This is a genomic window from Streptomyces boetiae (assembly GCF_031845405.1).
In the GTDB taxonomy this organism is placed as follows: Bacteria; Actinomycetota; Actinomycetes; order Streptomycetales; family Streptomycetaceae; genus Streptomyces; species Streptomyces boetiae.
The window spans coordinates 134,746-147,564 of sequence record NZ_JAVREN010000004.1 but is presented as its reverse complement, the minus strand read 5'-3'; the positions used below and the strand labels follow the sequence as shown (position 1 = coordinate 147,564).

15 protein-coding genes and 1 pseudogene are annotated in these 12,819 nt (G+C 74.9%); 5 read left to right on the top strand and 11 right to left on the bottom strand.

What is annotated here, in order from left to right:
* Positions 1-122: 122 nt before the first annotated feature.
* The 5 genes from RM780_RS04395 to RM780_RS04375 all read right to left on the bottom strand — a co-directional run bounded on the left by RM780_RS04395 (position 123) and on the right by RM780_RS04375 (position 4,680).
* Positions 123-851 (bottom strand): bifunctional DNA primase/polymerase, encoded by a 729-nt coding sequence (locus tag RM780_RS04395; protein WP_311629123.1) that lies wholly within the window; start codon positions 849-851, stop codon positions 123-125.
* Between the two features lie 113 nt (positions 852-964).
* Positions 965-2,110: a small ribosomal subunit Rsm22 family protein gene (locus RM780_RS04390; protein WP_311629122.1), complete on the bottom strand. Its 1,146-nt coding sequence runs from the start codon at positions 2,108-2,110 to the stop codon at positions 965-967.
* Positions 2,107-3,516: a multidrug effflux MFS transporter gene (locus tag RM780_RS04385; RefSeq protein ID WP_311629121.1), complete on the bottom strand. Its 1,410-nt coding sequence runs from the start codon at positions 3,514-3,516 to the stop codon at positions 2,107-2,109. The genes RM780_RS04390 and RM780_RS04385 overlap by 4 nt, the downstream gene beginning before the upstream one ends.
* 80 nt (positions 3,517-3,596) lie before the next feature.
* Positions 3,597-4,064 (bottom strand): nuclear transport factor 2 family protein, encoded by a 468-nt coding sequence (locus RM780_RS04380; RefSeq protein WP_311629120.1) that lies wholly within the window; start codon positions 4,062-4,064, stop codon positions 3,597-3,599.
* A 64-nt stretch (positions 4,065-4,128) separates the two neighbouring features.
* On the bottom strand, positions 4,129-4,680 hold the full coding sequence (locus RM780_RS04375; protein ID WP_311629119.1) for a carboxymuconolactone decarboxylase family protein: 552 nt from the start codon (positions 4,678-4,680) through the stop codon (positions 4,129-4,131).
* A gap of 142 nt (positions 4,681-4,822) precedes the next feature.
* Between RM780_RS04375 and RM780_RS04370 the strand changes: the two genes are divergently transcribed.
* The gene (locus RM780_RS04370) at positions 4,823-5,449 is read left to right on the top strand and encodes an ABATE domain-containing protein (protein ID WP_311629118.1); all 627 of its coding nucleotides are present in this window, start codon (positions 4,823-4,825) and stop codon (positions 5,447-5,449) included.
* A 24-nt stretch (positions 5,450-5,473) separates the two neighbouring features.
* Here RM780_RS04370 and RM780_RS04365 read toward each other — a convergent pair whose 3' ends face one another.
* The 5 genes and pseudogenes from RM780_RS04365 to RM780_RS04345 form a co-directional block, all read right to left on the bottom strand.
* Positions 5,474-6,652, bottom strand: coding sequence for a serine hydrolase domain-containing protein (locus RM780_RS04365; RefSeq protein WP_311629116.1), 1,179 nt, complete (start codon positions 6,650-6,652; stop codon positions 5,474-5,476).
* 287 nt (positions 6,653-6,939) lie between these two features.
* Positions 6,940-7,686 (bottom strand): helix-turn-helix domain-containing protein, encoded by a 747-nt coding sequence (locus RM780_RS04360; RefSeq protein ID WP_311629115.1) that lies wholly within the window; start codon positions 7,684-7,686, stop codon positions 6,940-6,942.
* A 189-nt stretch (positions 7,687-7,875) separates the two neighbouring features.
* Positions 7,876-8,219, bottom strand: a pseudogene (locus RM780_RS04355) (DUF6879 family protein).
* A gap of 113 nt (positions 8,220-8,332) precedes the next feature.
* Positions 8,333-8,542, bottom strand: coding sequence for a DUF397 domain-containing protein (locus RM780_RS04350; RefSeq protein WP_311629114.1), 210 nt, complete (start codon positions 8,540-8,542; stop codon positions 8,333-8,335).
* A complete protein-coding gene (locus RM780_RS04345) occupies positions 8,539-9,366 on the bottom strand; it encodes a helix-turn-helix domain-containing protein (protein ID WP_311629113.1) in 828 nt (275 codons plus the stop codon). The genes RM780_RS04350 and RM780_RS04345 overlap by 4 nt, the downstream gene beginning before the upstream one ends.
* A 161-nt stretch (positions 9,367-9,527) precedes the next feature.
* Here RM780_RS04345 and RM780_RS04340 point away from each other — a divergent pair, with 161 nt between their 5' ends.
* The 3 genes from RM780_RS04340 to RM780_RS04330 are packed head-to-tail and all read left to right on the top strand — an operon-like array spanning position 9,528 to position 10,298.
* Positions 9,528-9,695, top strand: a complete 168-nt coding sequence (locus tag RM780_RS04340; RefSeq protein ID WP_311629112.1) for a hypothetical protein — start codon at positions 9,528-9,530, stop codon at positions 9,693-9,695.
* Positions 9,692-9,940: a hypothetical protein gene (locus RM780_RS04335; protein ID WP_311629111.1), complete on the top strand. Its 249-nt coding sequence runs from the start codon at positions 9,692-9,694 to the stop codon at positions 9,938-9,940. Before RM780_RS04340 ends, RM780_RS04335 begins: the two co-directional genes overlap by 4 nt.
* Positions 9,941-9,980: 40 nt before the next feature.
* The gene (locus RM780_RS04330) at positions 9,981-10,298 is read left to right on the top strand and encodes a MazG-like family protein (RefSeq protein WP_311629110.1); all 318 of its coding nucleotides are present in this window, start codon (positions 9,981-9,983) and stop codon (positions 10,296-10,298) included.
* 73 nt (positions 10,299-10,371) lie between these two features.
* On the opposite strand, the gene RM780_RS04325 is transcribed toward RM780_RS04330, so the two are convergent.
* Positions 10,372-11,064: a TetR/AcrR family transcriptional regulator gene (locus tag RM780_RS04325; RefSeq protein WP_311629109.1), complete on the bottom strand. Its 693-nt coding sequence runs from the start codon at positions 11,062-11,064 to the stop codon at positions 10,372-10,374.
* A gap of 148 nt (positions 11,065-11,212) precedes the next feature.
* Here RM780_RS04325 and RM780_RS04320 point away from each other — a divergent pair, with 148 nt between their 5' ends.
* A complete protein-coding gene (locus RM780_RS04320) occupies positions 11,213-12,781 on the top strand; it encodes a flavin-containing monooxygenase (RefSeq protein ID WP_311629108.1) in 1,569 nt (522 codons plus the stop codon).
* The last annotated feature ends 38 nt before the right edge of the window (positions 12,782-12,819 follow it).

Here is a 12,819-nt window from a genome sequence, read left to right as displayed (position 1 = left end):
GGGCGCGACGTCCTGGGCGGGCGCCCGCCGGGTCAGCAACGGTCCCCCGCGGGCGCGGCCACGCGGGGACTTCGGCTCGTGAAGACCCAATCCCGGAGGGGCCGTTCAGCCGGAGGGGCCGTTCAGCCCGCAGGCCAGGCGGCCGGTTCGGTCTCGGCCTCCAGGCGGGCGGTCTGGGCGCAGGCGTCGGTGAGGGATTCGAGGAGGGAGAGCGGCTCGGGCAGCGGGTGCTCGGGGCCGCGCAGCCAGCGGACCCCCGCGGCCGTGCCGGCCGTCTCCGAGCCCATCACGCGCGAGGGCGGCAGCAGGACGTAGCTGCCGCGGCAGTGCCAGCGCAGGCCGGGGTGCTCGTCCATCGTCTCGGGGTGGCAGTCCAGTTCGCACGGCCACCACTCGTCCTCGTCGTCCGGGGTGCCGCGGGTGGCGGTGAAGAAGAGCATCCGGTCGGGGTCGGTGACGGCCACGGGGCCGATCTCGACGCCCTGGGCGGTCAGCCGGTCCAGCGCCGCGTAGCCCGCGGAGGCGGGGACGTCCAGCACGTCGTGGGCGCGGCCGGTGGCGGTGACGAAGTTGGCCTCCGGGTCGGCCCGGAGCCAGCGCAGGATCTGGTCGCGGTCGGTGGTGGCCTGGGTCTGCCAGGCCAGCGATACGGGGTGGCGGGCGGGGCTCGGACACCCGATGCGTTCGCAGGAACATCGATAGCCCTGCGGGTGCGCGGCGGGGGCGAGCGGGAACCCGGCCCCCGCGGCGGCGAGCAGCAGCTCCTCGCGGGCCCGTGCGGCGGCGGCTCCGGCGGCGGCGCCGCGGGCGCCCCGACGCAGCCAGCGGGGAAACCTGCTCTCGCGTTCCATGAGCCTCCTACCGCCTTGTCCGTCCCCCGCCCGCACGTCCCCACGGGCCGGATGCCGGATCCGGTCGATGCATCGATACGCCCTGCAGCGTGGCGGCCCCGCGTTTTATTCCGCTATTCCGCCGCCGTTTCACCACCGCGCGTTTCGCGCTCATCCTGCCCTGTCGCGGGACGGGATGGGTAATCGTGACGGCCGGGGTGACCAAGCTCATGGTCCCGCTCCCCGTCCCGGTCCGGGGGCCAGGGCGCGCCCCACTCGGCCGCGCGGGCGGCCCGGTAGTCCGCGCCGTGCCGCTTGGAGACGGCCTGGCGGCGCAGGCCGTCCTCCCGCGTGCACAGGTCGAGCAGGACCAGCCCCTTGCGCAGCAGCGGGCGGCGGACGACGCGGGCCTCGGGGCCCTCGCCGGTGCCGGTGACGGCGGGGCGCGCGGCGGCGACGTAGGCGAACTTCTCGTCCTCGTACGGCAGGACGCCGCCCTTGACCCGGCGGTGCAGGGCGGAACGGCCGACCCGGGCGGCGACGTGGCACCAGTCCTCGCCGGGGGTGATGGGGCAGGCGGCGTCGTGCGGGCAGGGCGCCAGCACGGTCAGCCCGGCCGCGATCAGCCGGTCGCGGGCGGCGCGGACGCGGAGGTAGCCGTCGGGGGTGCCGGGCTCCACGAGGACGACGGCGGTCCCGGCCGCGGCGGCGGCGTCCACGAGGGCGTCGCGGGCGGGCGGGGCCAGTTCGTTCAACACGTAGGAGGCGGTGACGAGGCCGGCGGGCGGCAGGGGCCCTGGGGCGTCCAGGCTCGCGCGGCGCCACTCGGCGGCCCGCAGGTGCGGGTCGGGGGCGCGGGCGGCCAGCTCCCGGCCCAGGTCCAGCGCGGGTCCGGCGCGGTCCAGCACCAGCGTCGGCCGTTCGCCGCGGCCTGTGCCGGGGGCGTTCGCCGCGGGCCAGACCGCCGCGGCGGCCCAGGCCGCGGCGCCGGTGCCGCCGCCCAGGTCGAGGTGCCCGTCGGGCACCCAGCCCGGGAGCCGGGCGGCGAGCTGCCGCAGGGCCGCGGCGACCGCCTCGAAGGTCGCCGGCATCCGGTAGGCGGCGTAGGCCACGGCGTCCGCCCGGTCCCGCAGGACGGGCGCCTCGCGGTTGCGGTACCCGGCCATCAGCCGGTCCACCGCGGCGGCGGCCCGGCGCGGGGGCAGGCCGTCGAGCAGCGCGTCCAGGGCGGCGCGCAGCGGGGCGGCGGTGGGGGCGCTCGTCGTGGGGCCGGGGTTCACGGGCCCAGGATAGGGCGGCCGGCGCGGGCGCCCCGGCGGGCGGTGCGCCGGGGGCGGCACAGCAGCAGGAAGGCCGCGATGGCCAGCACGGCCAGGCCGAGCTGCACCAGCGCCATGGGCACGGCGGTGTCCTCCCCGGCGACGCCGACGAGCGGGGTGACCAGGGCGCTGACGAAGAACGCGGCGGCGCCCAGCAGCGCGGCGGCCGACCCGGCGGCGTGCGGGGTGCGGGTGAGGGCCTCGGTGTTGGCGTTGGGCATCACCAGCGGCATGGCGCCCATCATCAGGAACAGGCCGGCGGAGACCGGCACGAGCCCGGCCCGGCCGAGCGCGCCGCTGGTCATCACGAGCAGCGAGGCGGCGGCCAGCAGCATCAGCCCGAGCCCGGCGGCGGTGATCCGGTGCATGGGGAAGCGGCCGACGAGCAGCTTTCCGTTGATCTGGCTGGTGGCGACCATGGCCAGGGAGTTGAGCATGAACAGCAGGCTGAACGCCTGCGGCGAGGCGCCGTGGATCTCCTGGACGACGAACGGCGAGGCCGAGATGTAGGAGAAGACCGCGGCCATGGTGAGGCTGGCGACGAGCAGGTGGCCGGTGAACACGCGGTCCCGGCACAGCCCGCCCATGGTGCGCAGGGCGGGCAGCAGGCCCGACGGGTTGCGGCGCGCGGGCGGCAGGGTCTCCGGCAGGAGGCGGGCGACGGCGGCCACCAGCAGGACGCCGGCGGCGGCCAGAACCAGGAAGATCCCGCGCCAGTCGGTGACGCGCATCAACTGCCCGCCCGCGACGGGGGCCAGCACGGGGGCGGCGCCGGAGATCAGCATGAGGGAGGAGAAGAAGCGGGCCATGGCAACGCCCTCGTACAGGTCGCGGACCACGGCCCGCGCGATCACCACGCCCGCCGCGCCGGTGAGGCCCTGGAGCAGCCGGCAGGCGGTGAGGGCCCCGGCGCTGGGGGCGAGGGCACAGGCCACGGAGGCCAGCGCGTAGCAGCTCATCCCGGCCATCAGGGGCCGGCGGCGGCCGAACTGGTCGCTCAGCGGGCCGGCCAGGAGCTGGCCGAGGGCCAGCCCGAGGAGGCAGGCGGTGAGGGTGAGCTGGACGGAGGAGGCGCCGGTGCCCAGGTCGTCCGCGATGTCGGGGAGGGCGGGCAGGTAGAGGTCCATGGACAGCGGGGAGACGGCGGTGAGGCTGCCGAGGACGAGGACCAGCAGCGGTCCGGCCCGCCTCCCCGCGGCCGGTGGCGTCGGGGGGACGGGCCGGGGGCTCGCCGTTCGGGGATCTGTGGGGCCGGGGTCCGTGGTGCCGGGGTCCGTGGGGCCGGGTATGGCGGTCGGTATGGCGGCGGCGGTGGGGTCCTCGCCGGAGACGCCGCCACCCGGGCGGGGCCGACCTGGCTGATGCATGCACCCCTCCGGGAGTCGCGCGGGAAACCGCCCGATCATCCCATGACTTTCCGCCGGCCGGGCAGCCCCGCCCGGCGCCGCTACCTCAGCGGGATGTCGTGCCCGCCGCCGCGCTCGTTCTCCGGCCGGGGGCCGAACCAGCGGCGCTCGGACGCCTCGATGGGCACGTCGTTGATGCTGGCCTCGCGGCGGCTCATCAGCCCCCGCTCGTCGAATTCCCACAGCTCGTTGCCGTAGGAGCGGAACCACCGGCCGTCCGCGTCGTGCCACTCGTACTGGAAGCGGACGGCGATGCGGTTCCCGCGGAAGCCCCACAGGCTCTTGCGGAGCACGTAGTCCAGCTCGCGCTCCCACTTGGCGGTGAGGAAGGCGACGATCTCCTCGCGGCCGGTGACGAATGCGTCCCGGTTCCGCCAGAGCGAGTCCTCGGTGTAGGCGAGGGCGACCCGCTGCGGGTCGCGGGTGTTCCAGGCGTCCTCGGCGGCCTGGACCTTGGCCAGGGCGCCGTCGAGGTCGAAGGGCGGGAGGGGCGGGCGGAGTCGGGACATGGCAGTGGCGTCCTTCTCGTTGCCGGGGGCGGGGGCGGGCCGGGGCGGGCCGGCCCTGGGGGCGTCAGGCGGCGGGGGCGTGCGGGGTGACGGGGGGCCAGTCGTTCTCGACCCCGGCGAGGAGGTTGAAGTAGTTGGTCAGCACGTTGAGCGCGAGGTGGCCGACGACTTCGCCGATCTCCGCGTCGGTGACGCCCGCGCTCCGGGCGGCCCGCAGCGCCTCGTCCCCCACCGCGCCGCGGCCCCGCGCGATCGCGTCGGAGAGCGCCAGCAGGGCCGCGGTGTGCGGCTCGGACGCCTGCGCGCGGCGCGCCGCGTCCAGCTCCTCTTCCTCGACCTTCGCGAGGTGCGCACCGATGTAGGTGTGGGCGGACAGGCAGTACGCGCAGCCGTGGTACTCGGCGGTGGCGATCGCCAGCCGCTCGCGGACGCCCGCGGGCAGCACGCCCCCGGCCAGGGCGCCGGACAGGGCCAGGTAACCCCTCAGCAGCGCGGGGCTGTTGGCCATGGCCTTGGTCATGTTCGGGGTGAGGCCCAGGGTCCGCCGCACCTCGGCGAGCAGCTCGGCGGCCGGGCCGGTGGCGGCGGCGGGGTCGACCGGGGTGAATGCCGTCATGGCTACCTGCACCTTCTCTCATATCCAACGCTTGGACGCGCCGGAAACCATTAGAACCGTCTCACGCCTCATGCCCCGCCGTCAACGGAAGAGGGCCGCCGCAACCGTGAGAAAAACGCCAGAGGTGGCGTAGGGTGAGGAGGTGCAGACAAGCGCACCGCTGCTGGGCGAACCGCTGCCCGTGGAGCTGATGAACACGATCTGGGCCGACCGCGACGGCGTCCACGACGCGCTCACCGAACCGGCCGGGACGGCCGCCTGGCTGCGCGCGGTCGCCCCCCGCGCCGAGCTGTTGGCCGCGGCGGGCCCCGAGGCGCCGGACGAGGCGGAGCTCGCGCGCCTCGCGGAGCGCCTGCGCGGCCTGCGGAACGCCCTGCGGCGGCTCGCCGCCGAGGCCACCGGCGACCCGCGGCCGGCCGCCGCCGCGCCGGGCGAGCCCGCGGACCTGGCCGCCGCCGTGGCCGCCGTCAACGAGGCCGCCGGCGCCGTGCCCCGATGGTCGGCCCTGGCCTGGACCCCGGGCGAGACGCCCGCGCGGCTGGCCCGCACCAGCGGCCGGGCGGCCGACGCCACGGTCTCCGCGATCGCCGAGGAGGCGGTCGGCCTGTTCAGCCGGCCCGAGCGGCTGCGGCTGCGGGCCTGCCTGGCCCCGGGGTGCGTCCTGTACTTCGTCAAGCGGCACCCCCGGCGCGAGTGGTGTTCCGCGGCCTGCGGCAACCGGGCCCGCGCCGCCCGCCACTACGACCGCCACCGCCGCCGGGCCCCGTGAACGGCGGGCCCTGCGCCCGGGGCGCTACCCGCCGGAGGCGTCCCCGCCCAGCGCCCGGGCGGCGAGCGTGGTCAGGGCCTCCTCGGTGGGCGGGCCCGCGTAGCCGGTGACGCAGGCGAAGAAGCGGCGGGAGCCGTCGGCGGTGGCGCCGGTGCGGGTCGAGTACCCGAGGGTGTCGCCGTTGTGCCCCCAGTACCCGCCCTGGGGGACCCACTGGAGGCCGAGTCCGTAGCCGGACCCCGGCCAGGCCGCGGCGATGTCCCCGGCCGCCGGGACGGTGGAGCGCATCGCGGCGAGCGTGCCGGGGCTCAGCAGCAGGCCGCCCAGCAGCGCGCCGAAGAAGCGCGTGATGTCGGCGGCCGTGCTGACGATCGCCCCGCAGGCCCCGGCCATCGTCTGGTTGACCACGGTGACGTCCGTGAGCCCGGCCGCGTCGGGGAAACGCCAGTAGCCGCGCGGGTGGGGCCCGCGGATGGCCGGGTCGTCGCCGGGCAGCAGGGTGTCGCGCAGGCCCAGGGGGCGCAGCACGCGGCGGGCGACCTGGGCCTCCCAGGGCAGGCCGGTGGCCTGCTCGACGATCAGGGCCAGGAGCTGATAGCCGGTGTTCGAGTACGCGAAGCCGGTGCCGGGCGGGAAGTCGGGCGGGTGGCGCAGCGCGATGCGGATCAGCTCGGCGGGGGCGTAGCGGCGGAAGCGCAGGGCGCGGAACGCCTCGGCGCTGCGCCACTGCGGCATGGCCTCGGCGTCGGAGAGGTAGTCGAAGACGCCGCCGGTGTGCTGGAGGAGCTGGCGGACGGTGAGGGCGCGGCCGTCGTTGCCCCCGCCGCGCAGCAGGCCCGGGAGGCGGTGCTCGACCGGCTCCTCCAGCGAGAGCACGCCCTCCTCGGCGAGTTGGAGGACGACCACGGCCAGGAAGGGCTTGGAGGTGCTGCCGACCCGGACCAGCGCCCCGGGCGGGACGGGCCGTCCGGTGCCCAGCGCCGCCTCCCCGGCCGTCGCGGCGACGGCGCCCCCGGGCGTTTCCACGCGGGCCACCACCGCGACCACGCCGGTGGCGGCCACCGCCTCCACATCGGCCCGCAGCCGCTCCTCGGGCTCGGCCTGCGCCGGAACGCCGGACGCGGCGGGCGCGCCCGCGGCCCCGGCGGCCAGCCCCAGGCCGATCCCCGAGGCGACCGACCGCCGCCCGGGCCCGCGGCTCACCACGCACCCCCGCACGGGGCGTTCCCCACGGACAAGCTCCTGCGACCCATCGGCACCCCCGCACGTCATCGGACCGGGAGAAACTGCCCGCCGGGCCGCCGCGCAAGCCACCCCCAGGGGTGATCCACGGGCGCCCGAGGTTAACGCCCCACCGCCCCCGCCCTGCGACGGGACCGGTCCCGGCCACCCCCGTCCACACTCCCCCCACCGCGCGGGATCCCCGGCAGGCTCCGCTACGAGGGGGGCGGAGCCTGCGCCCGCGCCGCCAGGCGCCGGCCGGCGCGGGCTCAGCGAAGGGCCGCGCCGGCCAGGGCGTGGCGGCGGTACTCCCGGGGCGGCATGCCGTAGACGGCCCGGAAGGCGCGGCTGAAGCCCGCGTAGTGCGGGAGGCCGTACCGGGTGGCGATCCGGTGGACCGGGAGGCCGGCGAGGGCGGGGTCGGCCAGGTCGCGCCGGGTGCGTTCCAGGCGCTCGCGGCGGATCCAGCCGCTGACGGTCGTGCCGTGGTCCTGGAAGAGGCAGTGCAGGGTGCGCACGGAGACGTGGTGCGCGCGGGCGATCGCGCCGGGCGACAGGTCCGGGTCCCCCAGGTGCGCGACGACGAACGCCAGCACCTGCCGGTAGAACGCCTGCCGGGCGGGCGTGGGCCCCAACGCCTCTGCGGCCGGGGGCTGATGGTCCACGCGCGGCCGGGCGGGCGGCAGCACGACCCACGTCCCCGGCGGAGCCAGGCCGGCCAGGCGGGGCGCGAGGTCCGCGTCCGCCAGAACGACCCGGGCGCGGGCGTCCTCCATGGCGCGCCGCAGCCGTTCGGCGGGGTGCGCGGGCGGCAGCGGCAGACAGGCCGCGCCGGCGAGGCGTATGCCGCGGGCGCTGACCATCAAGTCGGGCGACGCCGCCATGAACACCCCGACGCAGTCGGCCGGACTGACCCCGAGTTGACGCAGAAACGCGGCCAGGTCCGCACTCCTGCGCAGAAACGCGTCGCGACCCAGCCCCCCTGCCCCGGCCGCGGCAATGACAGCACTGTCCATACTTCTCATCTCCGGCTCGGCCGGGGGCACACCCCCCGGCGCTATCCCGGATCCGATTCCACCGCCCCGACCATTGACCGGCACCCCCCTCCCGAGCCCCCGATCAATCCCGTTTCCCCTGGTCAACCCCCGGCCGGGCCCGGCCCGCGCTCGCACGGCCATGCCAGCACGACGTTGCTGGCCGATCCGTCAGACGTGGTACTCCGCGTGCGGAACGGCGCGCTCCCAGACCGCCTCGAACGCGGCGGCACAGGCACGCGCGACCGCCGGGTCCTCGGTCTGGTCCGTCTCGGTCCAACGGCCGTCGCCGTCGAAGATGTTGAACTGCACGATCTGTTCGTCGAAGAGCCAGAAGTCGCGCCGGCCGCTACGTTGGTGAACGTGAAGCTGTGCTCGTACCGGATGTACTCGGACGGCGGCTCGGAGACGACGCGGGCCCGGCGCATGGACACTCCCTGGGCGGTGACCTCTCGCACGAGATCGAGCCAGGGCCGCCACCAGCTCGCCGCGAAGTCACCGATGCTCTGCGACATCCAGGGCCCTCCGGATCGGCGGAATCAGCGTGCGCGGCGCCTTGAACGACGCGGGCCCACAGGCCGGGTGGAGGCTCCGTCACGGAGGCGCGAAGCCCGCACCCGGCGCCGGATCAGCGCGGGCCGCTGTCCTTGACGGCCGTGAGGAACGCGCCCCAGGCCCGCGCGGGGACGAGCAGCAGGGGAGCGGCTCCGGTCTGCTTGGTGTCGCGCACCGGCACCACGCCCGCCTGGGCAACGAAGTCGTCGGACACCTCGACACAGTTGCCGCCGTTGCCGCTGTAGGTGCTCCTGCGCCACGCGGCCGAGGACAGGTCGATCATCGAAACTCCCTATGGATGCTGCGAATCAAGTCGAGCGAATCGTCAGGCGACATGGCGTGTGCCCGAAGTCGCTCGTAGTGCTCCATGGCCCACGCTACCGTCGACTCGGTCTGGAAGAGGCGCCCGCCAAGTGGGCCGTCCGTCCACAGGGTGGACGGGGTCGCGTCCCGGAAGACGAGCAGGGTGAAGGGCAGAATGTGCGCGCCCGGCGCGCCGGCCGCGAACGGCAGAACCTGCAGGTCGACGCGCGGCGTCTGCCCGACGGCCGCCAAGTGGGCGAGCTGCTCGGCCATCACGGCCCGACCGCCCACGACGGTGCGCAAGCACGCCTCGTGCACGATGACCCAAAGCCCGGGCGGATGCTCGGTGTTCAGCGCGTCCCGGCGCCGCATGCGCGCCTTGACCCTGCCGTCGATGATCTCCGGCCGTTCCTGGGGGTTGCCCGCCCGAAGAATCGCTCGCGCGTACTCTTCCGTCTGCAGCACCCCGATCAGGCAGTTGACCGAGTAGTCGAGAATGCGGGCGGCCTTGGGCTCCAGCTTCAGGTACGGGACGAACCAACTCGGCGCCTCGCCCTCGTCGATCCTTCGCCGGAGGCGCGCGAACAGGCCGCCGGTTCCGAAGACCTTGTCGCAGTTCTCTGCGAAACGAACGGACGGCAGCAGGGTCCCGTGCTCGACCTTGCTCACGTACGCGATCGAGTAGCCCGTGCCCTGGGCCAGATGACGCTGCGACATCTGATTGCGCGCCCTGCGGGCCTCCTTGACCTCCGTACCGAAGTGCGCGAGAGCGCTCAAAGGCTGCTCCGAGTTCGCTTCGTCCATCCCCTGACCTGGCCTCTTGTCCGCGCTTCCGCCCGTGACCTTTGAGAAATTCCGACTCAACGTTCTCAACGCGGGCGCGCATCCGGTTAGTTGGTAACGGGTCAAGCACGGAGCGTACCGGCCCGCAAGTCCTATCGACAGCTCTACTGAGTGGGTGAGCCATGACTGAGCGACCCGACGGAGCCGCCCCCGGCCCCGGCGCGGCAAGCGACGACGCGCCGCCGCGCGACGAACTCGACCAGCGGTTCGAGGAGTTGTCGGAAGCCGTCCGCCGGCATCTGGACCTGCTGCACGGGAAGCCTCCGTTCACCCGAACGGAGGAGGCGTGAGGAGGCCGGACGCCGGGCACGGCGTCCTCGTCACGGTCACGATCGACGCGGCGACGGTCATGCTCGGGGATCAACTGACCATCGGTGGGCAGGTGTTCACCATCAGGAACATGGCGGCGCTGCCCAGGGGCGCGCGGCGGCTGGAGTTCGAGAGCGGGGAGTCGTTCACCCTGCTTCCGGCCACGGTCCTGTACGCGCTGCGCCGCGTCGTTCCCCGCCGGGGCCGGGCGCCCCGACCTTGGTAGGGTCCCGCGCGGAACGACCGACTCCCCGGAGGGGGAACGCATGGACTCCGCGGCCTGGGAGACGATCGGCCGTCTCGTGGCGTGGCTCGACGCGCACAGTGCTCATCCGCCCGAGGTGAGGCGGCTGTTGCGGGTGCTGAAGATCCAGGAGGAGGCGGGGGAGGTAGCGGAGGCCGTGCACGGGGCGATGGGATCGAATCCACGCAAGGGCGCGAGCCACACGTGGGCGGACGTCGAGAAGGAGGTGTGCGATGTGATCCTGACCGGCATGGTGACCCTGGCGACGCTGAGCCCCGACGCGCGCGCTGTCTTCGAGAGCCACCTGCGCCGCGTCGCGGACCGCTCCCTGGGGGACTGAACCGGCGGCGCGCGCCGGCGGGGACGGGACCGGCCGGGCCGGGTAATCCCAACGGCCCACGCCCGGCCGGGCGTTAAGCGCGCGGCGCCTCCAGCGGCAGGGCCGCGCCCGTCACCACCGCCATCACCAGCGCGTGGGCGCTGGTGACCACCGTCTCGGCCGGGTGGTCGAGGCCGGAGAGGATCCACTGGTGGGCGATGAAGACGATCGCCCCCAGCAGGCCGGTGGCCAGCAACTGAGGGTGCGCGCCGGAGAGTTCGCGGCCGTCGAAGGCCGGGCCCGTCAGGCGCAGGATCTCCTCCACGAGCGCGGTGTTGACCGTGCGGTAGGCGTGGTCCACGACCGGGCTGACGGACAGGACCTCCACGAAGGCGATGCGGGCCAGGCGCGGGTCGGCCTCGATCGCGCGGAAGAGCGTGTCCAGCGCGGCCCGCACCAGGTCCTCGACGCCCGGCCCGGCGCTCTCCGCCCCGGCCAGGACGCGGGCGCGCAGGTCGTCGCTGACCCGCTGGTAGACGGCGAGCAGCAGGGCCTCGCTGTCCGCGAAGGACTCGTAGAAGTACCGCTTGGTCAGGCCGGCCTCGGCGCAGATGCGGTCCACCGTCCCGGCGCGGTAGCCGGCCGTTCCGAAGACCTCGACCGCGGCGTCGATCAGGCGGGCGCGGCGCTCCTGCTGGCGTTCGCGCTGGGTCGCGCCACGGTAGGTGCGGCCGTGGCGGCCGGCGGGACCGTCGCGGTCGGCGGGTCGGGGTGTCCGGGGACTCATCGGGCCGATATTGACACTGCGCGGTACCAGATGCAACAGTGACACGGCCGCGTTCCAGATGCCCTGGAGCGGAGCGGGAACACCGCAGGCAGGCGCCCCGCCCCGCGCGGCGGCGACGCGCCAGGGACAGGCCAGGAAGAGGTACCTCATGAGCACAGCCGAGCAGGCCGCCGCCTCGGAGCACGCCGGGGACGGGGCCGCGCCCACCGAGCACGTGGACGTCCTGATCATCGGCGCCGGCCTCTCGGGCATCGGCGCCGCCTGCCACCTGCGGCGGTCGTTCCCCCGCAAGAGCGTGGCCATCCTGGAGTCCCGCGAGGCCATGGGCGGCACCTGGGACCTCTTCCGCTACCCGGGCATCCGCTCCGACTCCGACATGTTCACGCTTGGCTACCGCTTCCGGCCGTGGACCGACTCGCGGGCCATCGCGGACGGGCCCTCGATCCTGAACTACATCCGCGAGACCGCCGCCGAGTACGGCGTGGACCGCGCGGTGCGCTACCGGCACCGGGTCAACGACGCGGCCTGGTCGGGCGAGGATTCCCGCTGGACGGTGACGGCCGAGCGCGGCGACACGGGGGAAACGGTTCGCCTGACCTGCGACTTCCTGTTCGTGTGCAGCGGCTACTACCGCTACGACGAGGGGTACTCCCCGGCGTTCCCCGGCAGCGAGCGCTTCACCGGGCCGATCGTTCACCCGCAGCACTGGCCCGAGGACCTGGACTACGCGGGCAAGCGGGTCGTCGTCATCGGCAGCGGCGCCACGGCCATCACCCTCGTTCCGTCCATGGCGGGCGTGGCCGGGCACGTCACCATGCTCCAGCGCTCCCCCACCTACGTGCTGGCGATGCCGCAGCGGGACCCGGTGGCGCAGGGGCTGGGCCGCGTCCTGCCGGGAACGGCCGCCACCTACGCGGTGACCCGGTGGAAGAACGTCGTCAGCCACACCGCCTTCTACAAGATCAGCCGCAGCCGCCCGAAGCTGGTCAAGTCGCTGCTGCGCAAGCAGGCCCGGCGGCTGCTGCCGGAGGGCTACGACGTGGACACCCACTTCGGGCCGCGCTACGACCCGTGGGACCAGCGGGTGTGCGTGGCGCCGGGCGGGGACCTGTTCCGGGCGCTGCGGCGCGGGCAGGTGTCAGTGGTCACGGATACGATCGAGACGTTCACGGAGAACGGCATCCTGCTCACCTCGGGCGAGGAGCTGCCGGCGGACGTCATCGTCACGGCGACGGGGCTGAACCTGCTGGCCTTCGGCGGGATCCGGCTGACGGTGGACGGGCGGGAGGTCTCGCTGCCGGAGACGATGGCGTACAAGGGCATGATGCTCAGCGACGTGCCCAACTTCGCCTTCACCGTGGGCTACACGAACGCCTCCTGGACGCTGAAGGCGGATCTGGTCAGCGAGTACGTGTGCCGCCTGCTGGCGCACATGGACCGGCACGGGTACCGGCAGTGCGTGCCGGAGCGGGACGCCTCGGTGCGGGAGGAGCCGTTCCTGGACTTCGCGGCGGGATACGTGCTGCGGGCGGTGCAGGCGTTCCCCAAGCAGGGGTCCCGGGCGCCGTGGCGGCTGCGGATGAACTACCTGCGGGACGTGGTCACGCTGCGGCACGGGCCGGTGGACAACGCCATGTCCTTCCGCCGCGGGGTCCACGCGTCGGCGGGGTCCCGCTCCCGCGCGACGCGGGAGCGGCGGACGCCCGCGGCCCGCTGAGAGACTGCGAGGGCCCGCCCCCCACGCCGGCGGGGCGG

Excerpts from the sequence above, each read along its gene's own strand:
- RM780_RS04395 (WP_311629123.1), bottom strand. The coding sequence starts at position 851 with ATGGAACGCGAGAGCAGGTTTCCCCGCTGGCTGCGTCGGGGCGCCCGC.
- RM780_RS04385 (WP_311629121.1), bottom strand. The coding sequence starts at position 3,516 with ATGCATCAGCCAGGTCGGCCCCGCCCGGGTGGCGGCGTCTCCGGCGAG.
- RM780_RS04380 (WP_311629120.1), bottom strand. The coding sequence starts at position 4,064 with ATGTCCCGACTCCGCCCGCCCCTCCCGCCCTTCGACCTCGACGGCGCC.
- RM780_RS04375 (WP_311629119.1), bottom strand. The coding sequence starts at position 4,680 with ATGACGGCATTCACCCCGGTCGACCCCGCCGCCGCCACCGGCCCGGCC.
- RM780_RS04360 (WP_311629115.1), bottom strand. The coding sequence starts at position 7,686 with ATGGACAGTGCTGTCATTGCCGCGGCCGGGGCAGGGGGGCTGGGTCGC.
- RM780_RS04350 (WP_311629114.1), bottom strand. The coding sequence starts at position 8,542 with ATGATCGACCTGTCCTCGGCCGCGTGGCGCAGGAGCACCTACAGCGGC.
- RM780_RS04345 (WP_311629113.1), bottom strand. The coding sequence starts at position 9,366 with ATGGACGAAGCGAACTCGGAGCAGCCTTTGAGCGCTCTCGCGCACTTC.
- RM780_RS04340 (WP_311629112.1), top strand. The coding sequence starts at position 9,528 with ATGACTGAGCGACCCGACGGAGCCGCCCCCGGCCCCGGCGCGGCAAGC.
- RM780_RS04330 (WP_311629110.1), top strand. The coding sequence starts at position 9,981 with ATGGACTCCGCGGCCTGGGAGACGATCGGCCGTCTCGTGGCGTGGCTC.
- RM780_RS04325 (WP_311629109.1), bottom strand. The coding sequence starts at position 11,064 with ATGAGTCCCCGGACACCCCGACCCGCCGACCGCGACGGTCCCGCCGGC.
- RM780_RS04320 (WP_311629108.1), top strand. The coding sequence starts at position 11,213 with ATGAGCACAGCCGAGCAGGCCGCCGCCTCGGAGCACGCCGGGGACGGG.